Source organism: Streptomyces sp. NPDC002577 (genome assembly GCF_053594815.1).
In genome coordinates this window covers 58,378-84,340 of sequence record NZ_JBSFWK010000021.1, presented here as the reverse complement: position 1 = coordinate 84,340, position 25,963 = coordinate 58,378, and the positions used below count along the sequence as shown (strand labels likewise).

Annotated in this window: 24 protein-coding genes; 11 read left to right on the top strand and 13 right to left on the bottom strand. The window is 69.9% G+C overall.

Annotated elements, in window-relative coordinates; translation table 11 throughout:
- Positions 1–26 precede the first annotated feature (26 nt).
- The 6 genes from ACWD4J_RS24910 to ACWD4J_RS24885 all read right to left on the bottom strand — a co-directional run bounded on the left by ACWD4J_RS24910 (position 27) and on the right by ACWD4J_RS24885 (position 7,329).
- A complete protein-coding gene (locus ACWD4J_RS24910; RefSeq protein WP_451397636.1) occupies positions 27–1,445 on the bottom strand; it encodes an NAD(P)/FAD-dependent oxidoreductase in 1,419 nt (472 codons plus the stop codon).
- 58 nt (positions 1,446–1,503) lie between these two features.
- On the bottom strand, positions 1,504–2,313 hold the full coding sequence (locus ACWD4J_RS24905; RefSeq protein WP_451397635.1) for an ABC transporter permease: 810 nt from the start codon (positions 2,311–2,313) through the stop codon (positions 1,504–1,506).
- A complete protein-coding gene (locus tag ACWD4J_RS24900) occupies positions 2,313–3,242 on the bottom strand; it encodes an ABC transporter permease (RefSeq protein ID WP_451397634.1) in 930 nt (309 codons plus the stop codon). Before ACWD4J_RS24900 ends, ACWD4J_RS24905 begins: the two co-directional genes overlap by 1 nt.
- Positions 3,239–4,390: an ABC transporter ATP-binding protein gene (locus ACWD4J_RS24895; RefSeq protein WP_451397633.1), complete on the bottom strand. Its 1,152-nt coding sequence runs from the start codon at positions 4,388–4,390 to the stop codon at positions 3,239–3,241. Before ACWD4J_RS24895 ends, ACWD4J_RS24900 begins: the two co-directional genes overlap by 4 nt.
- A gap of 59 nt (positions 4,391–4,449) precedes the next feature.
- Positions 4,450–5,694, bottom strand: coding sequence for a polyamine ABC transporter substrate-binding protein (locus ACWD4J_RS24890; RefSeq protein ID WP_451397632.1), 1,245 nt, complete (start codon positions 5,692–5,694; stop codon positions 4,450–4,452).
- 99 nt (positions 5,695–5,793) lie between these two features.
- Positions 5,794–7,329, bottom strand: a complete 1,536-nt coding sequence (locus ACWD4J_RS24885) for a gamma-aminobutyraldehyde dehydrogenase (protein WP_451397631.1) — start codon at positions 7,327–7,329, stop codon at positions 5,794–5,796.
- A gap of 207 nt (positions 7,330–7,536) precedes the next feature.
- On the opposite strand from ACWD4J_RS24885, the gene ACWD4J_RS24880 reads away from it, so the two are divergent.
- Positions 7,537–8,109 carry an NADAR family protein gene (locus ACWD4J_RS24880; protein ID WP_451397630.1) on the top strand — a complete coding sequence of 191 codons (573 nt, stop codon included), beginning with the start codon at positions 7,537–7,539 and terminating at the stop codon, positions 8,107–8,109.
- A gap of 66 nt (positions 8,110–8,175) precedes the next feature.
- Here ACWD4J_RS24880 and ACWD4J_RS24875 read toward each other — a convergent pair whose 3' ends face one another.
- Both ACWD4J_RS24875 and ACWD4J_RS24870 read right to left on the bottom strand, forming a co-directional pair.
- Complete coding sequence (locus ACWD4J_RS24875; RefSeq protein ID WP_451397629.1) at positions 8,176–8,667, bottom strand: DUF4190 domain-containing protein; 492 nt, start codon at positions 8,665–8,667, stop codon at positions 8,176–8,178.
- Positions 8,668–8,730: 63 nt separating this feature from the next.
- The gene (locus ACWD4J_RS24870; protein WP_451397628.1) at positions 8,731–9,456 is read right to left on the bottom strand and encodes a DUF4190 domain-containing protein; all 726 of its coding nucleotides are present in this window, start codon (positions 9,454–9,456) and stop codon (positions 8,731–8,733) included.
- Between the two features lie 102 nt (positions 9,457–9,558).
- Between ACWD4J_RS24870 and ACWD4J_RS24865 the strand changes: the two genes are divergently transcribed.
- Together ACWD4J_RS24865 and ACWD4J_RS24860 are read left to right on the top strand one after the other, a co-directional pair.
- Positions 9,559–10,674 (top strand): adenosine deaminase, encoded by a 1,116-nt coding sequence (locus tag ACWD4J_RS24865; RefSeq protein ID WP_451397668.1) that lies wholly within the window; start codon positions 9,559–9,561, stop codon positions 10,672–10,674.
- A 110-nt stretch (positions 10,675–10,784) separates the two neighbouring features.
- A complete protein-coding gene (locus ACWD4J_RS24860) occupies positions 10,785–11,513 on the top strand; it encodes a glycerophosphodiester phosphodiesterase (protein WP_451397627.1) in 729 nt (242 codons plus the stop codon).
- A gap of 37 nt (positions 11,514–11,550) precedes the next feature.
- Here the strand turns inward: ACWD4J_RS24860 and ACWD4J_RS24855 are convergent, their stop codons facing one another.
- On the bottom strand, positions 11,551–13,236 hold the full coding sequence (locus ACWD4J_RS24855) for a sigma-70 family RNA polymerase sigma factor (RefSeq protein ID WP_451397626.1): 1,686 nt from the start codon (positions 13,234–13,236) through the stop codon (positions 11,551–11,553).
- 418 nt (positions 13,237–13,654) lie between these two features.
- On the opposite strand from ACWD4J_RS24855, the gene ACWD4J_RS24850 reads away from it, so the two are divergent.
- The 3 genes from ACWD4J_RS24850 (at position 13,655) to ACWD4J_RS24840 (ending at position 15,606) form a co-directional block, all read left to right on the top strand.
- A complete protein-coding gene (locus ACWD4J_RS24850) occupies positions 13,655–14,824 on the top strand; it encodes a serine hydrolase domain-containing protein (RefSeq protein WP_451397625.1) in 1,170 nt (389 codons plus the stop codon).
- Positions 14,825–14,923: 99 nt separating this feature from the next.
- Complete coding sequence (locus tag ACWD4J_RS24845; RefSeq protein WP_451397624.1) at positions 14,924–15,202, top strand: type II toxin-antitoxin system Phd/YefM family antitoxin; 279 nt, start codon at positions 14,924–14,926, stop codon at positions 15,200–15,202.
- Complete coding sequence (locus tag ACWD4J_RS24840; RefSeq protein ID WP_451397623.1) at positions 15,199–15,606, top strand: type II toxin-antitoxin system VapC family toxin; 408 nt, start codon at positions 15,199–15,201, stop codon at positions 15,604–15,606. The genes ACWD4J_RS24845 and ACWD4J_RS24840 overlap by 4 nt, the downstream gene beginning before the upstream one ends.
- 72 nt (positions 15,607–15,678) lie before the next feature.
- Here ACWD4J_RS24840 and ACWD4J_RS24835 read toward each other — a convergent pair whose 3' ends face one another.
- Positions 15,679–17,118 carry a gamma-aminobutyraldehyde dehydrogenase gene (locus ACWD4J_RS24835; protein WP_451397622.1) on the bottom strand — a complete coding sequence of 480 codons (1,440 nt, stop codon included), beginning with the start codon at positions 17,116–17,118 and terminating at the stop codon, positions 15,679–15,681.
- Positions 17,119–17,281: 163 nt separating this feature from the next.
- Here ACWD4J_RS24835 and ACWD4J_RS24830 point away from each other — a divergent pair, with 163 nt between their 5' ends.
- From ACWD4J_RS24830 to ACWD4J_RS24810, 5 genes are all read left to right on the top strand, one after another.
- A complete protein-coding gene (locus ACWD4J_RS24830; protein WP_451397621.1) occupies positions 17,282–17,848 on the top strand; it encodes an Lrp/AsnC family transcriptional regulator in 567 nt (188 codons plus the stop codon).
- Positions 17,833–19,212 (top strand): aspartate aminotransferase family protein, encoded by a 1,380-nt coding sequence (locus ACWD4J_RS24825; protein ID WP_451397620.1) that lies wholly within the window; start codon positions 17,833–17,835, stop codon positions 19,210–19,212. Before ACWD4J_RS24830 ends, ACWD4J_RS24825 begins: the two co-directional genes overlap by 16 nt.
- A 265-nt stretch (positions 19,213–19,477) precedes the next feature.
- Entirely contained in the window at positions 19,478–20,215 is a 738-nt protein-coding gene (locus ACWD4J_RS24820; protein ID WP_451397619.1) for an ABC transporter ATP-binding protein, read from the top strand.
- Positions 20,197–21,366: a hypothetical protein gene (locus ACWD4J_RS24815; protein WP_451397618.1), complete on the top strand. Its 1,170-nt coding sequence runs from the start codon at positions 20,197–20,199 to the stop codon at positions 21,364–21,366. The genes ACWD4J_RS24820 and ACWD4J_RS24815 overlap by 19 nt, the downstream gene beginning before the upstream one ends.
- 131 nt (positions 21,367–21,497) lie before the next feature.
- Complete coding sequence (locus tag ACWD4J_RS24810) at positions 21,498–21,905, top strand: VOC family protein (RefSeq protein WP_451397617.1); 408 nt, start codon at positions 21,498–21,500, stop codon at positions 21,903–21,905.
- Between the two features lie 80 nt (positions 21,906–21,985).
- On the opposite strand, the gene ACWD4J_RS24805 is transcribed toward ACWD4J_RS24810, so the two are convergent.
- The 3 genes from ACWD4J_RS24805 to ACWD4J_RS24795 are packed head-to-tail and all read right to left on the bottom strand — an operon-like array spanning position 21,986 to position 25,835.
- On the bottom strand, positions 21,986–23,077 hold the full coding sequence (locus ACWD4J_RS24805) for an ABC transporter ATP-binding protein (protein ID WP_451397616.1): 1,092 nt from the start codon (positions 23,075–23,077) through the stop codon (positions 21,986–21,988).
- A complete protein-coding gene (locus tag ACWD4J_RS24800) occupies positions 23,077–24,774 on the bottom strand; it encodes an ABC transporter permease (RefSeq protein WP_451397615.1) in 1,698 nt (565 codons plus the stop codon). Before ACWD4J_RS24800 ends, ACWD4J_RS24805 begins: the two co-directional genes overlap by 1 nt.
- Positions 24,750–25,835, bottom strand: a complete 1,086-nt coding sequence (locus ACWD4J_RS24795; protein WP_451397614.1) for a thiamine ABC transporter substrate-binding protein — start codon at positions 25,833–25,835, stop codon at positions 24,750–24,752. The genes ACWD4J_RS24800 and ACWD4J_RS24795 overlap by 25 nt, the downstream gene beginning before the upstream one ends.
- Positions 25,836–25,963 lie beyond the last annotated feature (128 nt).

Here is a 25,963-nt window from a genome sequence, read left to right as displayed (position 1 = left end):
CCGCCACGCGCGCGTGGCGGCCCTCATCAGCTGTCGAAACCGAGGCCCATTCGGTCCATCACCTTCAGCCACGCGTTGCGCCGGCCGCCGTGTGCGTCGGCGCTCGCCATCGACCACTTGGTGAGTGCGATGCCGGTCCAGGCGAACGGCTCGGGCGGGAAGGGCAGCGGCTTCGTGCGGACCATCTCCAGGGACGTGCGTTCGGTGCGCTCGCCGGACAGCAGGTCGAGCATGACGTCCGCACCGAAGCGGGTGGCGCCCACGCCGAGGCCCGTGTAGCCGGCCGCGTAGGCGACACGGCCCTTGTACGCCGTGCCGAAGAAGGCCGAGAAGCGCGAGCACGTGTCGACGGCGCCGCCCCACGCGTGCGTGAAGCGCACGTCCTCGAGCTGCGGGAAGCAGCGGAAGAAATGGCCGGCGAGCTTCGCGTAGGTCTCCGGCCGCTCGTCGTATTCGGCGCGCACCCGGCCGCCGTACCGGTAGACGGCGTCGTAGCCGCCCCACAGGATGCGGTTGTCCGCGGACAGCCGGAAGTAGTGGAACTGGTTGCCGCCGTCGGCCAGGCCCTGGCGGTTCTTCCAGCCGATGTCGGCCAGTTGGGCGGGGCTCAGCGGCTCGGTCATCAGGGCGTAGTCGTAGACCGGGACGGTGTACGACCGGACGCGCCGGACCAGGGACGGGAAGACGTTGGTGCCGAGGGCGACCCGGCGGGCGAGGATCCGGCCGTACGGCGTGCGGACGCCCATGCCGGCGCCGCGCGGGGCCAGGGAGAGGGCCGGGGTGTGCTCGTACACCCGCACTCCCAGCGCGAGACACGCGCGCTTGAGGCCCCAGGCGAGCTTGGCGGGGTGGAGCAGGGCGACGCCCCGGCGATCCCAGAGTCCGCCGGTGAATGTCGGCGAGTCGATCTGTCCCCTCACCGCATCCGCGTCCAGGAGTTCGACGCCGTCCGCGAGACCGAGGCGGCGCATCGCCTCGTAGGCCTCGCGGAGCTCCTCGGCCTGGTACGGCTCGGTGGCGACGTCGATCTCGCCGCTGCGTTCGAAGTCGCAGTCGAGGGAGTAACGGTCGACGGCGGCCTCGATCTCGTCGAGGTTGCGGGCGCCGAGTTCCTCGAGCCGCGCGATCTCGTCGGGCCAGCGGGACAGGCCGTTGCCGAAGCCGTGGGTGAGGGATGCGGCGCAGAAGCCGCCGTTGCGACCGGAGGCGGCCCAGCCCGCCTCGCGGCCCTCCACGAGCACCACGTCGCGGCCGGGGTCGCGCTCCTTGGCGAGGAGCGCGGTCCACAGTCCGCTGTAGCCGCCGCCGACGACGAGCAGATCACACTGCTCGGCGCCGGTGAGGGCGGCTTCGGGGCGCGGCCTGCCGGGGTCGTCCAGCCAGTAGGACACCGGCTGGGCGTCGGAAAGAGATTTCGTCCAAGGGGCCATGGCGCTTGGGGCCATGATTGTCATCTCCCTACGAGGAATACGAATAACAATTGCCTACGGACACAAGAGAGGTTTACGTCTTCGGACTGGCGCGGCGCTTTCCGACCAGCATTCCGCTCAGCACGCACAGTACGGCCACCAGGAACATCGCCGTGCCGATGACATTGATCTGTACGGGTGTGCCGCGCTGCGCGGATCCCCAGACGAACATCGGGAAGGTGACGGCCGAGCCGGCATTGAAATTGGTGATGATGAAATCGTCGAAGGAGAGCGCGAAAGCCAGCAGCGCGCCCGCGGCGATTCCGGGGGCGGCGATCGGCAGCGTGACCCTGATGAACGTCTGGAAGGGGCCCGCGTAGAGGTCCTGTGCCGCCTGCTCGAGGCGCGGGTCCATCGACATCACGCGCGCCTTGACCGCCGTGACGACGAAGCTCAGGCAGAACATGATGTGGGCGATGAGAATCGTCCAGAAGCCGAGCTGGGCGCCCATGTTGAGGAACAGCGTGAGCAGCGAGGCGGCCATCACGACCTCGGGCATCGCCATCGGCAGGAAGATCAGCGAGTTGACCGCGCCGCGCGCCCGGAAGCGGTAGCGGACGAGCGCGAAGGCGATCATCGTGCCGAGGACGGTGGCGCCGAGCGTCGCCCAGGCGGCGATCTGCAGGCTGAGCCCGAGCGATCCGCACATATCGGCGACGCCGCACGGGTCGGTCCAGGCGTCCATGGAGAACTTCTGCCATTCGTAGTTGAAGCGCCCCTTCGGATCGTTGAAGGAGAACACCGTCACGACGACGTTCGGCAGCAGCAGATAGGCGAGCGTGAGCAGGCCGGCTATGACTACGAGATTCCGGCGAATCCAGCGGCTGAAGGATCCAGGGGACATCAGACGAGATCCTCCGTTCCGGACTTTCGGATGTAGAGCGTGACGATGACGAGAATCGCGGCCATGAGAATGAAGGAGAGCGCGGCGGCCGTCGGATAGTCGAGAATCCGCAGGAACTGCGTCTGGATGACGTTGCCGACCATTCGGGTGTCGGTGGAGCCGAGCAGATCCGCGTTCACGTAGTCGCCGCTGGCGGGGATGAACGTGAGCAGCGTGCCGGAGACGACGCCCGGCATGGAGAGCGGGAACGTCACCTTGCGGAAGGTCGTGAAGGGCTTCGCGTAGAGATCGCCCGCCGCCTCGTGCAGCCGCCCGTCGATGCGCTCCAGCGAGGTGTACAGCGGCAGGATCATGAACGGCAGGAAGTTGTACGTCAGGCCGCAGACCACCGCGAGCGGCGTGGCCAGGACGCGGTCGCCGGCCGTGATGCCCAGCCAGCTCGTGACGTCCAGGACGTGCAGGCTGTCCAGGGCTCCGACGACCGGGCCGCCGTCCGCGAGGATCGTCTTCCAGGCGAGCGTACGGATCAGGAAGCTGGTGAAGAACGGCGCGATGACGAGGATCATGATCAGGTTCCGCCAGCGGCCGGCGCGGAACGCGATCAGATACGCGAGCGGGTAGCCGAGCAGCAGACACAGCACGGTGGCAGCGCCCGCGTAGAGCACGGAGCGCAGGAACTGCGGCCAGTAGTCGGCGAGCGCGTCCCAGTACGTCGCGAAGTGCCAGGTGACCTTGAAGCCGTCCTCCAGGGAGCCCGTCTGCACGGACGTGGAGGCCTGGTAGACCATCGGGAGCGCGAAGAAGACCAGCAGCCACAGGATGCCGGGGAGCAGCAGCCAGTACGGGACGAGCCGGCCGCGGCTGCGCGGCCTCCGCGGCTCCTCGACGGGCGTGGGCGCGAGGGGTGGCGCCTCGGTGACGGTCGTCATGCGGCGGCCTCTTCCTCGACCGACTCGATGCCCGCGTCGATGGCCTGGGCGGCGTCGAGACCGAAGGTGTGGGCCGGGTTCCAGTGCAGGACCACCTCGGCGCCGGGCACCAGGCGCCCGTCGCGCTCGATGTTCTGGGCGTACACGGCGAACTCGTCGCAGACCGGGGTGTCGATGACGTACTGCGTCGAGACGCCGATGAAGCTGGTGTCCGCGATGGTGCCGGTGATGCGGTTACGGCCCTCCGGGATCGAGCCGGCGTCGTCCGCGTGGATGAGGGATATCTTCTCCGGGCGTATGCCGACCAGCACCTTGCCGCCGGTGGAGGCGGGGGCAGAGCAGCGCGCGGCGGGCAGGACGAGCTTGCTGTCGGCCGCCTTGAGGACGATCTCGTCGCCGCTCTTCGCGTCGACCTCGGCCTCGATCAGGTTCGAGGTGCCGAGGAAGTTGGCGACGAACGTGGTCCCCGGATTCTCGTAGAGGTCGGCGGGCGAGCCGAGCTGCTCGACGCGGCCCGCGTTCATCACGGCGACCGTGTCGGCCATGGTCATGGCCTCCTCCTGGTCGTGCGTGACGTGGATGAAGGTGATGCCCACCTCGGTCTGGATGCGCTTGAGTTCGAGCTGCATCTGGCGGCGCAGCTTGAGGTCGAGGGCGCCGAGGGGCTCGTCGAGGAGCAGCACCTTCGGGTGGTTGATCAGCGCGCGGGCGACGGCGACGCGCTGCTGCTGGCCGCCGGAGAGCTGGTGCGGCTTCTTACGGGCCTGCTCGCCGAGCTGCACGAGGTCGAGCATCTCCTCGACCTGTTTCTTCACGGACTTGATGCCGCGCCGGCGCAGGCCGAAGGCGACGTTCTCGAAGACGTCGAGGTGCGGGAAGAGCGCGTACGACTGGAAGACGGTGTTCACGGGCCGCTTGTACGGCGGCAGCACGGTCACATCCTGGTCGCCGAGCGCGACGGTCCCGGTGGTGGGCTCCTCCAGTCCGGCGATCATGCGCAGCGTGGTGGTCTTGCCACACCCGGACGCCCCGAGCAGCGCGAAGAAGCTGCCCTGCGGCACGGTGAGGTCGAGGGGGTGCACGGCGGTGAAAGAGCCGAAGGTCTTACTGATCCCGGAGAGGCGAACGTCGCCGTTGGTGTCTGTCATTTGGGGGTTCCCAGGGGTCGAGGGGGACGGGAGTGCTGCTGTGGGCAGAAGGCCAGTGCCTACGACCCCGTGAGCTTGGCGAACTTCTCCTCGTACGCCGTCTCTTCCTTCGGCTTCAGCGACCGGAAGGCATGCGACTTGGCGGCCATGGCCTTGTCGGGAAGGATCAGCGGATTGTTCGCCGCGTCCTTGTCGATCTTCGCGAGTTCGTCGCGTACCCCGTCGACGGGACACACGTAGTTGATGTACGCGGCGAGCTGAGCGGCGGGCTTCGGCTCGTAGTAGTAGTCGATGAGCCGCTCGGCGTTGGTCTTGTGGCGCGCCTTGTTGGGAACCAGCAGGTTGTCCGAGGACGTGAGATAGCCGCTGTCGGGGATGATGAAGTCGACGTCGGGGCTGTCCGCCTTGAGCTGGACGACGTCGCCGGCCCAGGCGAGACACGCCGCGAGGTCGCCCTTGGTGAGGTCCGACGTGTAGTCGTTGCCGGTGAAGCGGCGTATCTGGCCATTGTCGACGGCCTTCTGAAGACGCGCGACCGTCGCGTCGAAGTCGTCGTCCGTGAACTTCCCGGGGTCCTTGCCCATGTCGAGCATCGTCATGCCGATGCTGTCGCGCATCTCGGAGAGGAAACCGACGCGCCCCTTGAGCTTGGGGTTGTCCAGCATGTCGGAGACCGAGGAGACCTTCTCGCCGTCCAGCGCCTTCTTGTTGTACGCGATGACCGTCGAGATGCCGGTCCAGGGGTACGAGTACGCGCGGCCCGGGTCCCAGTCGGGGCTGCGGAACTGGGACGACAGATTGGCGAACGCGTGCGGCAGGTTGGACGGGTCCAGTTTCTGGACCCAGCCGAAACGGATGAGCCGGGCGGCGAGCCAGTCGGTGACGCAGATGAGGTCGCGCCCGGTGTCCTGGCCGGCGGCCAGTTGCGGCTTGATCTTGCCGAAGAACTCGACGTTGTCGTTGATGTCCTCGGTGTACTTGACCTTGATCCCGGTGCGCTTGGTGAACGCGTCCAGCGTGGGGTGGTGCTTCTCGCTGTCGTCGACGTCCATGTACTCGGTCCAGTTGGAGAAGTCGATCTCCTTCTCCTTGGCCGAGTGGTCCTCGGAGGAGACACCCTGGGTCTTGCTCGCCGGGGGGATCCCGCAGCCGCTGAGCAGCCCGAGCCCGCCGACGGCCAGCGCGCCGCCGGTGGAGGCACGCAACAGGGAACGGCGGGTGAGGGCGGCTCTGCCGTTCCTCATACTGCGCCGCATCGCGGCCAGTTGGGCTGGGGAAAGGCGGTCGGGCTCGAACTGCTGCATGCGCGTGGTGCCCTTTCGGGTGGGTTCCCTTGGCGTGAAAACTGCCCTTGGTGGGGGTGGTGGGTGCCGTGCGGGTGAGGGGCGGCGTGCGGGCGGCTGCTACCGGTCCCCGAAAACCGTGCGGTGCCAGTCCTTCGCGACCACCGCAGTGTTGTCGAACATGACGTGCTTGATCTGCGTGTACTCCTCGAACGAATACGAGGACATGTCCTTGCCGAAGCCGGACGCCTTGTATCCGCCGTGGGGCATCTCGCTGATGATCGGGATGTGGTCGTTGACCCAGACGCAGCCCGCCTTGATCTCGCGGGTCGCGCGGTTCGCGCGGTACACGTCGCGGCTCCAGGCGGAGGCCGCGAGGCCGTACGGGATGTCGTTGGCGAGCTGAATGCCTTCGTCGTCGCTGTCGAAGGGGAGCACGGCGAGCACCGGCCCGAAGATCTCGGACTGCACGACCTCGCTGTCCTGCGGGGCGTCCGCGACCAGCGTCGGCCTGTAGTACGCGCCGTTCTTCAGGGCGCCGCCGGGCGCATCGCCGCCGGTGACGATCCGCGCGTAACCCCTGGCGCGCTCGACGAATCCGGCGACGCGGTCGCGCTGGACATGGGAGATGAGCGGGCCGAGATCGGTGGACGCATCGAAGGGGTCGCCGAGCCGGACGGTCGCCATCAGGTCGGCGACGCCCTGGACGAACGCCTCGTAGAGCGGACGCTGCACGTACGCGCGCGTGGCGGCCGTGCAGTCCTGTCCGGTGTTGATGAGCGAGCCCGCGACCGCGCCGTGGACGGCGGCCTCCAGGTCCGCGTCGTCGAAGACCACGAAGGGCGCCTTGCCGCCGAGTTCGAGGTGGAGGCGCTTGACGGTGGCGGTGGCGATCTCGGCGACGCGCTTGCCGACGGCCGTGGACCCGGTGAAGGACGTCATCGCGACGTCCGGGTGCCCCACGAGATGCTCGCCTGCGTCCTTGCCCATGCCGGTGACGATGTTGACGACACCGTCGGGAATGCCCGCGTCGGTGGCCGCCTGCGCGAAGAGCAGGGAGGTCAGGGGCGTCAGCTCGGCAGGCTTCAGAACGATGGTGTTGCCTGCGGCGATGGCCGGCAGGATCTTCCAGGCGGCCATCTGCAACGGGTAGTTCCAGGGGGCGATGGACCCGACGACCCCGATGGGCTCGCGACGGACGTACGAGGTGTGGTCGCCGCTGTACTCCCCCGCGGACTGCCCCTGGAGATGACGGGCGGCGCCCGCGAAGAACGCGGTGTTGTCCACCGTGCCCGGCACGTCGAACTCGCGGCTCAGCTTGATCGGCTTGCCGCACTGCAGCGACTCCGCGTGCGCGAACTCCTCGGCGCGCTCGGCGAGTACGGCGGCGAAACGGTGCATGGCGTCGGAGCGCTCGCCCGGGGTGGTCCCGGCCCAGCCCGGAAAGGCCTCGCGGGCGGCGGCGACGGCGGCGTCGACATCCGCTGGGCCCCCGAGTTCGTAGGTGTACACCTCGTCGCCCGTGGCCGGGTCGATCACCGCGTGCGTGCGGCCCGACGTGCCCTTGGCCGGGCGGCCCGCGATGTACTGCGCGCCCTGCGCGAAGCGGTCCTGCGCAGACCAGCGGTCGCGGTTTCCGTGCCCCGGGTTCTGCATGTCGCTCTCCTTTGCCGACCTCCCCTTTTACGTGAGGGCAGGCGTGGCTCCAGCTCGATTTGAGTGCCGATCCTGACAGAGCCATACTCCCCCAACAAGTGATTCCGTTGTTTCCTTTTGGTTACGCGACGGAATCTGTCGACACGCAGGCCGCAAGGCGCGGAAAGCCGGAGCATGGTGTCAGTGGCGGCTGCCAGACTCGGGGCCATGGTGACGATCGATTCTTGGGAGTCCCTGACCAGGGAGATCCGCTCGGGGGCGAGGGTCAAGTACCTGCACTTCTGGGGGCACAGACCGCGGCCCGACGGGACCGTCGGCGTGAGCTGCCTGAGCCAGTGGTGGCCGGCCCCGTTCACGGTCGGCGGGGTGGACTATGCGACCGCCGAGCACTGGATGATGGCCGAGAAGGCGCGGCTGTTCGACGACGCCGAGGCCGAGAAGCGCGTGCTGGCCGCCTCCTCGCCGGCCGCCGCGAAGAAGGCGGGGCGGCTGGTGCGCGGCTTCGACGAGGCGATATGGGCGCGCGAGCGGTTCGCGATCGTCGTGGAAGGCAGCGTGCACAAGTTCTCGGCGCATGCGGATCTGCGGGAGTTTCTGCTCGCCACGCGGAGGCGGGTGCTCGTGGAGGCCAGTCCCATGGACCGGATATGGGGAATCGGGCTGGCCGCGGACGACGAGCGGGCCCAGAACCCGGAGCGCTGGCGTGGGCTGAACCTGCTGGGTTTCGCGCTGATGGAGGCACGCGAGCGGCTGGCGGCGGACCTCGTCGACCGGCCCTGACCACCCGAGTCGACCGGCCCTGACAGTCCGGAACACCGGACCGTCAGGGCGGGGGTGTGCGTCAGGTCAGGTCATCCCCATGACGCTGGCGAACAGCACGATGCCGAGCAGGGGCAGCAGCACGGTGGCCACGATGCCGCAGACGAGTCCGGCGGTCGCTGCACCCTTGTTCGTGGCCTCGCCGCGGTTGGCCTTACCCCGGCCGATCGCACCGAAGATGATCGCGAGGATGCCGAGGATGACGCCGAAGATCCACAGGAAGAACGTCAGGCTGCAGACGACGCCGATGATGCCCAGGACCAGACCGGTGGTCCCCATACCGTTGCTCGGCTGCACCGGCACCACATAGCCCGGCGCTCCGTACGGCGCGGCCGGCGGGGTCGCCGGGCCCGGGTAGCCGTATCCGGGAGCCGCCGGCGGCGTCTCCGGACCGGGATAGCCGTACCCGGGAGTGGGCGGGGTAGGCGGAGTGGGCGGCTGCTGCGGCGCCCCGTACGGGTTGTTTCCGTAGTCACCGGGTGGTCCGAAACCACCGGGCTGTGCATTCGGATCGGACACGAAACGATCTCCCCTCCGTTAACGAGTCGAGCCATCGTATGGCCATGAACACGACCAATGGGCTCAGCTGCCGGAGCCCACGATCAGAGAGGTGGAGAACGGGTCGCTGTCCCCCGATTCCTCGTACTCCGACAAACTGCTGAATCCCCAGATCATCAGGCCCACGACCACTATTCCCAGCACGATGCCGACGATGCCCGTGACGACCCCCGTGATGGCCATCCCGGAGTTGGTCGCCTCACCGCGCCGCACGAGTTTGCGCCCTTGCAGGCCGAAGATCAGGGCGAGAATGCCGAGGACGATGCTGACCACGCCGTACAGGCAGAAGAGACAGACCGAGAGGATGCCGAGGACCATGGCCGCGACGCCCATCCCGTTGCGCGGCTGCGCCGGCACACCGGGCCACCCGTATCCGGGATAGCCGTAGCCGCCGTAGCCCTGCGCCGCCGCCCCCGAGGTCTCGGGGTAGGGCGGGAGACCTCCATAGCCCAGGGCCGGACCGTCGGGGGCGAGCGGTACCGGGGGCACCCCGTCGCCCGGCCCCGGAACCGGACCCGGAACGGGACCCGGAACCGCACCCGCGCCCCCGTCCAGCGGCGCGAACGAACCGCCCGCCCGCCCGTCGATGAGCGTCTCCGACTGCTGCACCGGTACGTCCTGCCCGCGCTGGGGCGGCACCGGCGGCTGCGGCGGCTTGCTCAGCCCGATCCCGGGGGCGGAGTCCTCCGGCGGCGCCCACGGGTCCCGGGGCGCGGGATCACCCGGTATGTGCTGGTCGTTGTCGGTCATCCGGGCGAGTCCCCCTCGTCGTCTGCGTGCAGGTCATGTTAGGGCCCCCACCGGCTCGGCGCTGGCGCCGCCTACCCTGATCCCTGAACCACCGATCAGCCGATCACCCGCGCCCCCCGCACACCGGGCAGGCGCCGTTCCCGGGAGGGACCCTTGACCGACCGCCGCGACAGCGACCGCATCCACCACCGTGATCTGCACGCCTTCATCGCCGGACTGCCCAAGGCCGAACTGCATGTGCACCACGTCGGCTCCGCCTCCCCCCGGATCGTCTCGGAACTCGCCGCCCGCCACCCCGACTCGAAGGTGCCGACCGACCCCGAAGCGCTGGCCGACTACTTCACGTTCACGGACTTCGCGCACTTCATCGACGTGTACCTGTCCGTCGTCGACCTGATCCGCACCCCCGAGGACGTACGGCTGCTGACGTACGAGGTGGCCCGCGACATGGCCCGGCAGAATGTGCGCTACGCCGAGCTCACCATCACCCCGTACTCGTCGACCCGCCGGGGCATCGACGAGCGGGCCTTCATGGACGCGATCGAGGACGCCCGCAAGGGGGCCGAGGCCGACCTCGGTGTCGTACTGCGGTGGTGCTTCGACATTCCGGGTGAGGCGGGGCTCGAGTCGGCCGAGGAGACCGCGCGCCTTGCCACCAGTGACGGGCTGCGCCCGGAGGGCCTGGTCTCGTTCGGGCTCGGCGGACCAGAGATCGGCGTACCGCGGCCCCAGTTCAAGCCCTACTTCGACCGCGCGATCGCCGCGGGCCTGCACTCCGTGCCGCACGCGGGCGAGACCACGGGCCCGCAGACGATATGGGACGCCCTGACCGAGCTGCGCGCGGAGCGCATCGGCCACGGCACGAGCGCCACTCAGGACCCGAAGCTGCTCGCCCATCTCGCGGAGCGGCGTATTCCGTTGGAGGTCTGCCCGACGTCCAACATCGCCACCCGTGCCGTGCTCACCCTCGACGAGCACCCGATCAAGGAGATGGTGGCGGCCGGCGTCCTGGTCACGATCAACTCCGACGACCCGCCGATGTTCGGCACGGACCTCGACAACGAGTACGCGGTCGCGGCCCGCCTCCTCGGTCTCGACGAGCAGGGGCTCGCCGCCCTCGCGAAGAACGCCGTCGAGGCGTCCTTCCTGGACGCCCCGGGCAAGGCCCGTATCTCCGGCGAGATCGACGCCTACACCGCGGCGTGGCTCGCGGGATGAACCGAACCGTCCCGGCCGACAGCGGCCGCGGCACCGGCGGCTCCGGTCCGCGCGACGACAGCCTGCGCTTCTACGGCCTCCCGGGGGGCGGGGCTGCCGACAATGGGCCCTTGCGCACTGTGGCAGCCGTGGCCCACCGGGGAGACCCGTACCGCTTCCGGGAGAACACGCTCCCGTCGCTGCGCTCCGCGATCGCCCGGGGCGCGGACGCCGTCGAGTTCGACGTCCGCCTGACCCGCGACGGCGTCCCGGTGCTGCTGCACGACAGGACGCTGAAGCGGCTGTGGGGGCGCGACCGGCCGGTCTCGGCCCTGTCGGCCACCGAGGTGAAGGAGATCACCGGCAACGGCGTACCGACCCTGGTGGAGGCGCTGTCGGTGCTGACCGCTCCCGCAGACGGCGACAGCGGCAAGGGCGACGGCAGTGGCAAGGACGGCGGCCGGATCATGGTCGATCTGCCGGACGCCACGCCGGAGGCGGTGCGCACCGTCGTGGGCGTCGTCCGCGACTGCGGGGCAGCCGACCGGGCGTACTACTGCGCGGGCGCGAGGGCGATGCTGGCCGTCCGCGCGGCCGACCCCGGCGCCGAGATCGCCCTGACCTGGACGACGCTGGCGCCGCCGCGCCCCGCCCTGCTCGACGCGATACGGCCGCGGTGGCTCAACTACCGTTTCGGGCTGATCAGCCGGGAGCTGGCCGCCAGGGTGCACCGCGACGGGTACCTGCTGTCCGTCTGGACCCCGGACACCCGCCGCTCCATGCTCCGGCTCCTCGGTCTGGGGGTCGACTCGATCACGACGAACCGCATCGACACACTGTGCGCGCTGCGCCGCCGCTGACAGGCTCGTGGGGCGGCGCACGTACGGTGGTCCGCCCCTACACGCGGGACTGCTGAGGCACCGTCGCCGGATCCGCCGGAGTCGCGCGCGTGACGTACTGCGGCACCGGGGCGGTGTCCTTGCCGTTGTCGCGTACGAGGCCGTAGCGGATCGCGCCCTGGGCGGGCCCGGTCATGATGTCCTTGGTCGCGGCGTCCCAGCTCGACGGGAAGACGCTCAGGCCGTAGTCGCAGCCGCGTTCGTTCACGGTGAGGGTGACGCTGCCGTCGAGGTAGAAGTACTCGTTCTGCCACATCTGCTGGGTGCCGGGCGGCAGTACGGCGTAGCCGATGCTCGGCCCGCCCATACCGGTGACGTAGCCGTCAGGGCTGCCCGGGAGCGGATCGTCCATCCGGCGCCAGCCGCCCGAGGCCACATGGAAGAGCTTGCCCTTCAGACCGGTCCAGGATGGCATGACCACCAGTCCGGACCGGTACTTCGGCGAGAGCTGCCAGCGTACGAGGACGTAGCCCCGGCCCTTGAGCGTCACGCTGTCTCCGCGGTGGTTCATCACGGCGTGCGCGCCGCCGGTGCTGGTGATGCCGGTCTCGGGCCGGTGCGGGAGGGCCGCGGGCCGTGCGTCCGGGTCCGGGGCCCGGTCGACGGCGTCGACGACCGTCCCGTAGAGGTCGGCCTTCTTCGTCGGCGCCGGTGAGGGCGAATGTGAGGGCGAGGGCGAGCGGGACGGCGTGGGTGAAGGGGCGTACGACGGCGGGCGCGCCGTGCTCGCCGCCGTGGGCACGACGGCCCCCGGGGGCGGGTCCGGCTGCTCCTGGACCACGACGTACGCGCCGCCCGCGGCGAGCGTCGCTCCGGCCGTCACCGCCACGGCGGGCTTGGTGAGTGCGCCGAGCACCTTGGCCGACCAGGCCACCGGGGCGGCGGCCGCGGCGGCGGTCTTGCCCCCGAGTGCGAGGGAGAGAGCGAACCCGGCGGGCACCGGCACCAGGGCGAGACCGACCAGCAGCCGTTCGGCGGGCACGACTCCCTCGCTCGGTGCGCCGCACCTCCCGCAGCCCCTGATATGCCTGGCGAAACGTTTACGCCAGACCGAGTCGGTGCGCCCGTCCCAGCGCACGGTCAACTTCCGCAGATCCGTGCACGGGGACTCCAGCGCGCGCACTATCCCGCGCGCCGACTCGAGCCGTCCCTTCATGCGCTGGACCCGTACGGCGGCGTGCTGCCTGCTGATACCGACGGCCGCCGCGAGTTCGCGCCTGGTCAGTTCGCCCGCGACCTCCAGCCACCACAGCGAGAGGAGCTGCCGGTCGTCGTCGTCGAGCCAGCGCACCGCCTCCGCGACCTCACGGCGCTGCCCCTCCAGCTGGAGCCGCAACACCGTGAGCTCGGCGAAGTCGGCGGCGGAATCGGCCTCTTCGGCCAGCTCCCGCGTGCCCGAGTTGCGGCGTGCCCGCTCGCGCACCTGCCGCATGGCGATGGCGACCAGCCAGGACCGGAAGCTGTCGGGGTCGCGCAGCGAACCGAGGCCGTGGACGGCGCGGAGCATGGTCTCCTGTACGACGTCGTCCACGTCTGCGTGGCCGTTGAGCGCCCGGCCGACGATGTTGTAGACCAGCGGCAGCCAGCCGGCGACGAGTTCGTCCAGCGCCTGCCGGTCTCCTGCCTGCGCGGCCGTGATCGTGCCGCGCCACTGCCGCCCGTCCACGCTCGCCCCCTCCAGCATGCCGTTCACCGTGCGCGCCCGAGGCTACTTGGCGTACATGAACGTCCCGAATCCGAGCCGAGTGTCCGGCGATGCCTGGTGTGCTCTGCCATTCCTCATTGCTCCCGTACGGTCAGGACTGCGGCGGGCCGCGCTACGCCGCAGTCCTGACCCCCGGGGAGGAGACGGGTGTGAGCGACACGCGATAACACTTTTTCGGTCCCCACTTCGGCCCCTTTCGGCCGGGCCCCGCCGGCCGTCCCCCTAGGGGCCCGCCCTGACCAACACCCCTGACGAAAAAGGGAGTTCGCCCGGACACAGGACAGGGAACGCCCCCTCCCCGAAGAGGATCCCCACCGCTTCGAAGATCCCGAGGATGAGACCCGTCCACTCGCGCCGCGGCCCGCACATCACGGGCAGCCGACACCGGGAGTCATCCATGAAGCCACTCAGCCTCCGCACGAGCGCGGGAGCCCCCGTCGCCCTCGCCGCCGTCTCCGCGGTCCTCGCGATGGGCCTGGCGGCCGGCCCGCTGGCGGCGCCCGCGCTGGCCGCCTCCCCCACCGCGGCAACCGCCCCCTCACATGTCGAACACCCCAGCGCCGACGCCCTGCGCGCGGCGCTCGCCGGCCTGCCCGACGCCGACGCGACCGCCGCGGTGATCCGCGTCGGGGGTACGGACGGCACGTGGCGGGGCAGCGCCGGGGTGGCCGACGTGCGGACCGGCCGCAAGGTCCTGGAGAACGGCCTCTTCCGGGCCGGGTCCACCACGAAGGTGGTCACGGCGGCTGTGGTGCTGCAGCTCGCAGCCGAGGGGAAGATCGACCTGGACGCACCCGTCCAGAAATACCTCCCGGGCCTGTTCACGCAGGCGTTCAAGCCCATCTCCGTACGGCAGTTGCTCAACTACACCAGCGGCCTGCAGTCGGGGGCGTCGCTGGGCGAGTCGGTCGAGGAGGGATATCCGCACCGCTTCGAGACGCTGACGCCGGAGGAGGTCGTGGCCTCGGCCATCGCCAAGGGCCCGGCGGCCGATCCGGGCACCGTGCAGGACTACTCGAACATCCACTACACCGTCCTCGGCATGCTCATCGAGAAGGTCACGGGCGACTCGTACGAGCACCAGGCGGCCGTGCGGATCTTCCGGCCGCTCGGCATGCGGCACACGTCCTTCCCCGACGGTCCCGACCCTCGCATCCACGGCCCGCACAACCACGGCTACGAGGAGATGGACGGAAAGCTGGTGGACGTCACCGAGTGGAACATGTCGGACCGCTGGGCGGCGGGCGACATGATCTCGACGGCCGCGGATCTGGAGCGGTTCCTCGTCGCCCTGTTCCGGGGACAGGTGGTGCCGGAGCCGCAGTTGGAGGAGATGTTCACGGTTCCGGACATCCCCGGGGCGACGATGGGCGCGGCGCTGGAGCGGTTCGTGATCGACGGCAGGGAGGTGTGGGGCAAGAGCGGGGCCCGCCCCGGCTACAACACCGCGATCGCCGCGACCCGCGACCTCTCCACGACGCTCGTCTACTCGGTGAACGGCACGCACGCCAAGGAGGCGGGCCTGGCGATCGCCCAGCGTTTCGCGTTCCCCGCGTTCACGCGGTGACGGCCGTCGGCGCCGGCAGCCGTCGGCTCCGCAGCCGATCTCACGCGTATGGTCGAAAGCTCTCTTCCGGCGTAGAACATTGCGTTCTACGCTGGGAGCATGGACCGCATTCCCGTTCGTGAGCTCAATCAGAACACCAGCGCTGTGCTGGCCCGGGTGCAGCGAGGCGAGTCCTTGGAGGTGACCGTGAAAGGTACTGCCGTGGCGAGATTGATTCCGATCACCGCTACACAGTCCCTGCTCGACCGGCTTGTCGCGGAGGGCCGTGCAACCGCGCCGACCACGAGCGGTCCGGTGCCTGTGCCGCCGACGCTGGGCGACCCTGCAGTGGAAGCCGCTGCCGAGCTGACCGCGATGCGCGACGAGGAGCGCTGGTGATCTACCTGGACTCGGCGGCGGTCGTCAAGCTCGTCCGCCGGGAGCACGCCTCCGCCGAACTCAACGCCTGGCTGAACGCCCGTCCGGAGGAAGCTCTGGTCGCGTCGTCGCTCGTCGAGGTCGAAGTCCCTCGCGCGCTGCGCCGAGCCGCCCCACAGGCTCTGGCCGGTGTACCGGGCGCCCTGACGCGGTTGTACCGACTGGAGATCGACCAGGCCGTGCGGGCCACCGCCGCTGCGTACAGCGACCCGAATCTGCGCTCGCTGGACGCCGTCCACTTGGCCACCGCGCAGCTCCTCGCCCATCAACCGGGGGCCGAGCCAATCACGTTCGTCACCTACGACCAGAGGCTGCTCAAAGCCGCGGAATCAGCAGGGCTGACCGTCGCGGCGCCCGGCGCCTGAACGGCGGCGGCAACAGCGCGGCCCCGGACGGGACAACTCCCGTCCGGGGCCGCGTCGTTCACGCAGAGAACGTCAGCCGTCCAGCGACGTCATCACGTGCTTGATCCGCGTGTAGTCCTCGAAGCCGTACGCCGACAGATCCTTGCCGTAGCCGGACTGCTTGAAGCCGCCGTGCGGCATCTCGGCGACCAGCGGGATGTGCGTGTTGATCCAGACGCAGCCGAAGTCCAGGGCCTTCGACATGCGCATCGCGCGCGCGTGGTCCTTCGTCCAGACCGAGGACGCGAGGGCGTACTCGACACCGTTCGCGTACTCGACGGCCTGCGCCTCGTCCGTGAACGACTGGACGGTGATGACCGGGCCGAAGACCTCCTTCTGGATGATCTCGTCGTCCTGCTTGACGCCGGAGACGACGGTCGCCGCGAAGAAGTAGCCCTTGTCGCCGACGCGCTTGCCGCCGGCCTCCACGCGCGCGTGCGCGGGCAGGCGGTTGATGAAGCCCTCGACCTGCGCGAGCTGGTTGGGGTTGTTCAGCGGGCCGAAGAGCACGTCCTCGTCGTCCGGCTGGCCGGTCTTCGTCTCGGAGGCCGCCTTGGCCAGCGCGGCCACGAACTCGTCGTGGATGGACTCGTGCACGAGGACGCGGGTCGCGGCCGTACAGTCCTGGCCCGCGTTGAAGAAGCCCGCGACCGAGATGTCCTCGACGGCCTTGGCGATGTCGGTGTCCTCGAAGACGACGACCGGCGCCTTGCCGCCGAGCTCCAGGTGGACGCGCTTGACGTCCTTGGACGCGGACTCGGCGACCTGGATGCCGGCCCGTACGGAACCGGTGATCGAGGCCATCGCCGGGATCGGGTGCTCGACCATCATGCGGCCGGTCTCGCGGTCGCCGCAGACGACGTTGAAGACACCCTTGGGCACGATCGAGCCGATGATGTCGGCGATCAGGACCGTGGACGCCGGGGTGGTGTCGGACGGCTTCAGGACGACCGTGTTGCCCGCGGCGAGCGCCGGGGCGAACTTCCACACGGCCATCATCATCGGATAGTTCCACGGCGCGACCTGCGCGCAGACGCCGACCGGCTCGCGGCGGATGATCGACGTCATGCCCTCCATGTACTCGCCGGCCGAGCGGCCCTCGAGCATCCGGGCGGCACCCGCGAAGAACCGGATCTGGTCCACCATCGGCGGGACCTCTTCGCTACGCGTGAGGCCGACCGGCTTGCCGGTGTTCTCGACCTCGGCCGCGATGAGTTCCTCGGCCCGCTCCTCGAACGCGTCCGCGATCTTGAGGAGGGCCTTCTGGCGCTCGGCGGGCGTCGCGTCGCGCCAGGCCGGGAACGCCGCCGCGGCTGCGGCCATGGCGGCGTCGACGTCCGCCTGCCCCGACAGCGGCGCCGTGGCGTACGCCTCGCCCGTCACGGGGTTGACCACCTCGGTGGTCCGTCCGTCGGCCGCGTCCCGAAGCTCTCCGTCGATGTAATTGCGCAGACGACGCAGTTCGGTGGTCACTGCCGCCTCCTGTCAGATGTCCAATGGGTGAGACACCCCACCCTAGGTCCGTCCATCGACGTTTTCAACAGGGCCGACGGGGGCTCAAGTACGGATTCCGTTAGTCACGGCCTCGTAAACAACGGATTTCATTGATTTGGCCTTGCGGAAGTGACGAGTCCTCGTGCACAGTGAGCCCGTGGCCAGTCGTAGTGCAGACCCCAGTGACCCCAGGACCGCCAAGGAATCCGGGAGCTCGAGGACCTCCGGCAGCTCCAGGGAGTCCCGGAGCGGAAGCGGATCTCCTCAGCTCGACGCCGTCTCCCTCGCCATCATCGAGCAGCTCCAGGAGGACGGCCGCCGGCCGTACGCCGCCATCGGCAAGGCCGTCGGCCTGTCGGAGGCCGCCGTCCGCCAGCGGGTGCAGAAGCTGCTGGACCAGGGTGTGATGCAGATCGTCGCCGTGACGGACCCGCTCACCGTCGGCTTCCGCCGGCAGGCGATGGTCGGCATCAACGCCGAGGGCGACCTGGATCCCGTGGCGGACGCACTGACGGCCATGTCGGAAGTCGAGTACGTGGTGATGACGGCGGGCTCGTTCGACCTCCTCGTGGAGATCGTCTGCGAGGACGACGACCACCTCCTGGACGTCATCAACAAACGCATCCGGGCCATTCCCGGAGTGCGCTCCACCGAGAGCTTCGTCTACCTCAAGCTCAAGAAGCAGACCTACATGTGGGGAACCCGATAGCCGTGAGCAAGGACCTCAGCAAAGCCGCGTACGACCACCTGTGGATGCACTTCACCCGCATGTCCTCGTACGAGAACGCGCCCGTGCCGACCATCGTGCGGGGCGAGGGAACCTACATCTACGACGACAACGGCAAGCGGTACCTCGACGGCCTGGCCGGCCTGTTCGTGGTCCAGGCGGGCCACGGCCGCACCGAGCTCGCCGAGACCGCGTTCAAGCAGGCGCAGGAGCTGGCCTTCTTCCCCGTCTGGTCGTACGCCCACCCGAAGGCGATCGAGCTCGCCGAGCGCCTCGCGGGCCACGCACCCGGCGACCTCAACAAGGTCTTCTTCACCACCGGCGGCGGCGAGGCGGTCGAGACCGCCTGGAAGCTCGCCAAGCAGTACTTCAAGCTGCAGGGCAAGCCCACCAAGTACAAGGTGATCTCGCGGGCCGTCGCCTACCACGGCACCCCGCAGGGCGCCCTGTCCATCACCGGCCTGCCCGGTCTGAAGGCCCCCTTCGAGCCGCTCGTCCCGGGCGCGCACAAGGTGCCGAACACCAACATCTACCGCGCCCCGATCTTCGGCGACGACCCCGAGGCCTTCGGCCGCTGGTGTGCCGACCAGATCGAGCAGCAGATCCTCTTCGAGGGCCCCGAAACGGTCGCCGCGGTCTTCCTGGAGCCCGTGCAGAACGCGGGCGGCTGCTTCCCGCCGCCGCCCGGCTACTTCCAGCGGGTGCGCGAGATCTGCGACGAGTACGACGTGCTGCTCGTCTCGGACGAGGTCATCTGCGCCTTCGGCCGGCTCGGCACGATGTTCGCCTGCGACAAGTTCGGCTACGTCCCGGACATGATCACCTGCGCCAAGGGCATGACGTCCGGCTACTCCCCCATAGGCGCCTGCATCGTCTCCGACCGCCTCGCCGAGCCGTTCTACAAGGGCGACAACACGTTCCTGCACGGCTACACGTTCGGCGGCCACCCGGTCTCCGCCGCCGTGGCGCTCACCAACCTCGACATCTTCGAGCGCGAGAACCTCAACCAGCACGTGCTGGACCACGAGGACGCCTTCCGGGCGACGCTGGAGAAGCTGCACGACCTGCCGATCGTCGGCGACGTCCGCGGCAACGGCTTCTTCTACGGCATCGAGCTCGTCAAGGACAAGGCCACCAAGGAGACCTTCACGGAAGAGGAGTCGGAGCGCGTCCTCTACGGCTTCGTCTCCAAGAAGCTCTTCGAGTACGGCCTGTACTGCCGCGCCGACGACCGTGGTGACCCGGTCATCCAGCTGTCGCCGCCGCTGATCGCGGACCAGTCGACGTTCGACGAGATCGAGTCGATCGTCCGCCGGGTACTCACGGAGGCCTGGACGAAGATCTGACCCTCGGCCAGAAACCCTGAACCCTCGGCCAGAAGCTCTGATCCGCGTTCAGAAGCTCTGCATCCGCGTTCAGAAGTTCTGATCCCGGTCCATCCGCAGACGACTCACGGCCCGGGTGCCCCTTTTCGAGTGAGAAGGGCGCACCCGGGCCGTGTGCTTCCCAGGACCCCAGGCTCCCTGTCCCTACGGTGCAGTAACCGATCGGACCCGCCTTCGTTCCCCCGTGCGGGGGACGCGACAACCGACCTGAACCGAGGTGTTCGCCATGGTGGCCCCGCCGGACAACGACGTGATCTGGGCACGTTCCCTGCACTTCTCCCACAACGGCTCCCCCGCGCTGGCCGGTGTCTCGGTCGGCGTCCGCGAGCGCGAGATCCTCGCCGTCGTGGGGCCCCGCGGCAGCGGCAAGACGACACTGCTGCGGTGCCTGTCCGGCCAGTTGCTGCCCGATCAGGGCGAGGTGTGGTTCAACGGCGCACCCGTGCACAACATGAGCCCGGTCGTCCGGGACCAGCTGCGACGCGAACGGTTCGGCTGGATCGACCCGGTCCCCCATCTCGTACCGGAGCTGAAGGCCTGGGAGAACGCGGCGCTGCCGCTGATGCTGCGCGGCATCTCGCGCCGCATCTCGCGGGCCGCAGCCCTGGAGTGGCTGGAGCGCCTGGACATCGACACGTGCGCCCCGAAACGGCCGCATGCCCTCCTGCAGGCCGAACGGCAGCGCATCGCGATCGCCCGCGCCCTGATCACCACGCCGACCGTGATCTTCGCCGACGAGCCGACCGCGCCGCTGCACCGCGCCGACCGCGCCCAGGTCCTGCACACGCTGACGGCCGCGGCCCGCTCGCACGGCATCGCGGTCGTTCTGGCCACCCATGACGTGGGGATCGCAGCCGCCGCGGACCGCACGGTGTCGCTGCTCGACGGGCGGCGCGTGAACACGGTCAACCTGCCCAATGACGCCGACGCGGAAGGCTCTGCCGCGTGCTCGCTCTCCGTCTAGCCCGCGGCGCCGGGGTCCTGGTCCAGCTCCGCAGACTGCTGGTCTCCCTCGCCTCCGCCGGCACCGGTTTCCTGCTGCTGTGCGCGCTGGGGTACGCGATGGGGCATCCGGACGCGCCCGCGGAGTCCGCCGCCCGCCTCGCCTGGTGCCTGGTGCCGCTCGCCGCCACCGTGTACCTCGCCGTCTCCGTGGCCCGCAGCGACCCGGCGACCAGCCCGCGTACCGGGCTTTCGGCGATCGGGCTCGGCCCGATCCGGCTGATGGCGCTGACGGTGACGTCCACCGCGCTGGCCTGCATCCTGGGATCGCTGCTGGCGCTGCTGTTCTTCCTGCATCTGCGCGGCGATCTGACGGGGCTGCCGTTCGACGGCGCCGCGGCCGGGCTGCTCGCCGCCGGCCAACCCCTGCCGGTGCCCGCGTTGGCCACCCTGCTCGCCCTGGTCCCGTTGACCGCGACGACCGCGGCCGTCTTCGCACTGCGTCCGGGTGCCCGCAGGGCCGCGGAGACACTCGAACCGTCCGGGCCTCGCGCCCCGGTGCCCGCCCCGGGCGGGCTGCCCTGGGGAGTGGCCCTCCTCGCCATCGGCCTCGCCTCGGAGACCTACGCCGGCCGCGGCACCGGTGCGGCCGCCCTGCCGGGAGCGGGCGGTGACGGTCTCGGCGGCAGTTCCGCAGGAGTGCTCGCCGCCTGGTGCCTCACCGCACTCGGGCTGGCGCTCTCCGGCCCCGGCCTGACCCATCTGTGCGGCCGGATGCTGGTGTCCCTGCGTCCCGGCGCCCTGCGGATGCTCGCGGGCCGCGTGCTACAGACGGAGGCCCAGCGCATCGGACGGCCGCTCGGCCTGCTGTGCGCGGTGGCCTCCGGGGTGTACGCCGCCGGCCGGCTGTACGGCGGGAACCACCTGGCCCCTGGCCCGCTGACCCTGCTGGGGACGGTAGTGGTCGCGGGCTGCGCCATCGCGACGCTGCTGACGGCCGCGGGCGAGTCCCGGCAGTTCCATGCGGACACGACGGCGACGCTGGTGCAGATGGGTGCGCCTGCCAAGGTGCTGCGCGGGACGGCCGTACTGCGAGCGGGGACGCTGTTCGTCGTGTTCGCGCCGCTGACGTGGGCGGTTGCGGAGTTGGCCGCGGTGCCGCTGGTCTCCTGAAGGAGGCCCCCTGCCCCCTGAGGGAGGCCGCTGAAATTTTCTGCACAAGACAGGCCCGGCACCGATGAGTTCTGTGCCGGGCCCCGGTCTATCCCTCCGTACAGCACCTCACACAACGGGAGAGACCTCCGATGTACCAGCAGATGATCTTCGTGAACCTGGCCGTGAACGACGTCGACGCCTCGAAGAAGTTCTTCGCGGAGCTCGGCTACACGATCAACCCGCAGTTCACCACCGACGACTGCGCCTGCGTCGTCATCAGCGACACGATCATCGCGATGCTCCTGAGCAGGCCGCGCTACCAGGACTTCACGAAGAAGGAGATCGCCGACTCGACGAAGACCAGCGAGGTGCTGCTGTGTCTGAGCGCCGAGAGCCGCGAGAAGGTCGACGAGCTGGTCGGCAAGGCCGTCGCGGCGGGCGGCACGGTGTCGGGCGAGACGCAGGACTACGGCACCATGTACGGCCGGGCGTTCGACGACCTCGACGGACACACGTGGGAGGTCATGTGGATGGACCCGTCGCAGGTCCAGGGCTGAGACGGCGGTTCCGGCCCTCCGGCCGGGAGCCGGGGCGGCGTCGCACGTACCGCAGGATCACGGCAGCACGTACCGCGGGATCACGGCAGTACGACGACCTCCTGCGCGTCGAACGCGACGCCGACCTCGGCTCCGGGCTCCGGAGCCTCGCGCAGCGCGCACGCCGCCTCCAGCCGCGGCGCGTCCCGCGGCTGCAGATGTACGGCGACATGGGTACCGCGGAAGGTGCGTGCCGCCACCGTGCAGACGAGCCCCTCGCGCGCGGGCACGAGCCGGACCCCCGCGGGGCGCACCAGCAGCCTGCACTCGCCCTGCGGGGTCCCGTCCGGTACGGGCACCTTGCCCCAGGGGGTGTCCGCCGACCCGGTGCCGACCGTCGCCTGCACCACGTTGTCGAAGCCGAGGAAGCGTGCGACGAACTCGTCCGCCGGATGCTGCCACACCTCAAGGGGGGTGCCCGACTGGGCGATCCGCCCGTCGCGCATGACCACGACCCGGTCAGCGAGCGCGAAGGCCTCGCCCTGATCGTGGGTGACCGCGAGCACGGTGGTGCCGAGCTCCGTGAAGAGTCCCCGGAGTTCGACGACGAGGCGTTCGCGCAGGGACCGGTCGAGCTGGCCGAGCGGCTCGTCCAGCATCAGCAGGCGGGGGCGGGGCGCCAGCGCGCGGGCCAGCGCCACCCGCTGCTGCTCGCCTCCGGACAGCGCGGCGACGGTGCGCCGGGCCGCCCCGGGCAGGCCCACGAGCTCCAGCAGCTCCTTGACCCGTACGTCCTGTTCGGCCCGCGAGGCGCCGTGCATGCGGGGCCCGAAGGCGACATTGCCGCCGATGTCCCGCTGGGGGAACAGCTGATGGTCCTGGAACATCAGTCCGACGCCCCGCCGGTGTGCGGCCACCCCCGACTGGTCACGGCCGTCCAGGAACACCCGGCCCGAGTGCAGTTCCTGCAGCCCCGCGACCACCCGCAGCAGCGTCGACTTGCCGCTGCCGCTCGGCCCGAGCACGCACACGATCTCGTGTTCGGCGACGTCGAGGTCCACGGCGTCGAGCGCCGCGCGGGCGCCGAACCGCACCGTCGCTCCCTCGAGGCGCAGCAGGGCCCGGGAGGCGGACGCGGCAGTGGTCTCGGTGGCGGTCTCGGTGGCTTCAGTGGCCTTGGACAACTGCCGCATCAGAACTCCCCCGTGGAATCGGTCCGGACACGTTCGAGGAGCAGCAGCGACACCGCGCACACCACCATCAGAATCGTCGAAAGGGCCATCGACTGGCCGTAGTTGAGCTCGCCGGCGCGCCCCAGGAGCCGCGCCACGGCGACGGGCAGCGTCGGGTTGTCGGGCCGCGCGATGAAGACCGTCGCGCCGAACTCGCCCAGGGACACGGCGAAGGCGAAACCGGCCGCGACGAGCAGCGCCCGCCGCACCATCGGCAGATCGACCTCGCGCCACACCCGCCACGGCGAGGCCCCGAGCACGGCCGCCGCCTCCCGCAGCCGTTCGTCCACGGCCCGCAGCACGGGCAGCATGGTGCGTACGACGAAGGGGACGCCGACCAGCGCCTGGGCGAGCGGCACCAGGATCCACGAGGCGCGCAGATCCAGCGGCGGTTCGTCCAGCGCGATGAGGAAGCCGAAGCCGACGGTGACGGCGGAGACGCCGAGCGGCAGCATCAGCAGCGCGTCGAAGCCGCGTACGAGGCGGCCCGCGCGCCGGGTGAGGGCGGCCGCGGCCAGGCCGCCGATCAGCACGGCGATGGCTGTCGCGGCGAGCGCGTACTGCAGCGAGTTCCCGACCGCGTCGATCGGCGGCACGAGGAACGCGCCACCGTCCGCCGAGGTCAGGGCCCGGAAGTACGTGAAGCCGTAGCCGTCGGGCCCCTTGAGCGACCGCTGGACCAGCACCCCGAGCGGCAGCAGGATCAGCACGGCGATGGTGGCCAGGACCCCGCCGAGGAGCGACCACTGCCCGGCGCCGCGCGGCCTGCGCGCAGTGGCCGCCGCGTCCACCAGCCGCAGGGCGGTCTCCCGGCGCCGCACCGTCCAGGCGTGGATCGCGAGGATGGCGCCCACCGCGGCGAACTGCACGAGCGTCAGCACGGCGGCCGTGGAGAGGTCGAAGATCTGCGACGTCTGCCGGTAGATCTCCACCTCCAGCGTCGAGTACGTCGGGCCGCCCAGGATCTGGACGATGCCGAAGGAGGTGAAGGTGAAGAGGAAGACCATCAGCGAGGCCGCGGCGACGGCGGGCGCGAGCGCGGGCAGCGTCACCTTCCGCCAGGCCGCGAACCGCGAGGCGCCGAGGACCCGCGCGGCCTCCTCCTGGCGCGGATCCAGCTGGCTCCACAGTCCGCCGACGGTACGGACGACCACCGCGTAGTTGAAGAACACGTGCGCGAGGAGAATCGCCCAGACCGTCGTGTCCAGGCGCACTCCCCACATCTCGTCGAGCAGCCCTCCCCGTCCCAGCAGCGCCAGGAATGCCGTGCCCGCCACCACGGTGGGCAGCACGAACGGCACCGTGACGACCGCCCGCAGCACCTGCTTGCCGGGGAACTCGAACCGCGCGAAGACATACGCCGCGGGGAGCGCGATCAGCAGCGTCGACGCGGTCGAGGCGAGGGCCTGCCAGGTGGTGAACCACAGCACGTGCCGGACGTCCGGCCGGCTCACGACCTCGGCGATCCGCCCGAACTGCCAGGCCCCGTCGACCTTGAGTCCGCGTGCCACGATCGCGGCCACCGGGTAGGCGAAGAAGGCCGCGAAGAACGCTATGGGCAGCACCATGAGGCCGAGCCGGGCGAGATTTCCCCGACTCGGCCTCAGGCCGAGACCTCGGCCCTCCGGGGCCCTTACTTCAGTACGAGCGACGTCCACGACTTGACCCACTGGTCACGGTTGTCGGCGATTGCGCCGGGCGCCATCGTCTCCGGGTCGTCGACCTCGACGGCGTACTTGACGTAGTCCGCGGGCGCCTGGGCGTCCTCCCGGACAGGGTCCACGAACATGTTCAGCGGCATGTCCTCCTGGAACTTCTTGCTGATCAGGAAGTCCAGCAGGGCCTTGCCGCCCTTCTCGTTGCCCGCGTTGCTGAGCAGCCCCGCGAACTCGATCTGCCGGAAGCAGGTGCCGGTCGCGACACCGGTCGGCGCGGTCTTCGGCTGCGGGTCGGAGTAGATCGCCTCGGCGGGCGGCGACGAGGCGTACGACACGACGAGCGGCCGGTCCCCTCCCGCCTGCTTGCCGCCGGCAGAGCCGGAGAACTCCTCGTTGTACGCCTGCTCCCAGCCGTCGACGACCTTGACGCCGTTGGCCTTCAGCTTCTTCCAGTAGTCCTGCCAGCCGTCGTCGCCGTAGTGCGCGGCACTGCCCAGCAGGAAGCCGAGGCCCGGCGAGGACGTCGAGGCGTTCTCGGTGACCAGCAGGTTCTTGTACGCCGGCTTGGTCAGGTCGTCGAAGGACTGCGGCGGGTCCAGCTTGTGGTCGGCGAAGTACTTCTTGTCGTAATTGACGCAGATCTCGCCGGAGTCGATGGGGGTGACGCGGTGCTTGTCCTTGTCGAGCTGCACGTCCTCGGCAACGGACGACAGGCCCTTCGCCTCGTACGGCTGGAACAGCCCGTTGTCGAGCGCTCGGGACAGCAGCGTGTTGTCGACGCCGAAGAACACATCGCCCTGCGGGTTGTCCTTGGTCAGGATCGCCTTGTTGACTGCCTGCCCGGCGTCGCCGTCCTTCAGCACCTTGACCTTGTAGCCGGACTGCTTCTCGAACTCCTTCAGGACGTCCTTGGACGCGGCGAACGAGTCGTGGCTGACCAGCGTCACGGTTTTCGACTCCGCCTGCGCGGACTCGCCGTTGGAGCCGCCGCACGCCGAGAGCGTGAGGAGGCCGAGGCCCGTGGCCAGGGTGACGGCCCTGATCTTCTTGGTGGTGGTCACTGAGTTTTTCCTCCTGGGGTGACCAGGAAGAGACGCGGCCCTGCCCGGGACCTGTCGGAGGTTCCCGGGCAGGGCGCAACAGCTTGAGTAAAGACCGAACTTCCTACCCGGAATGACCCGGGCGAGGT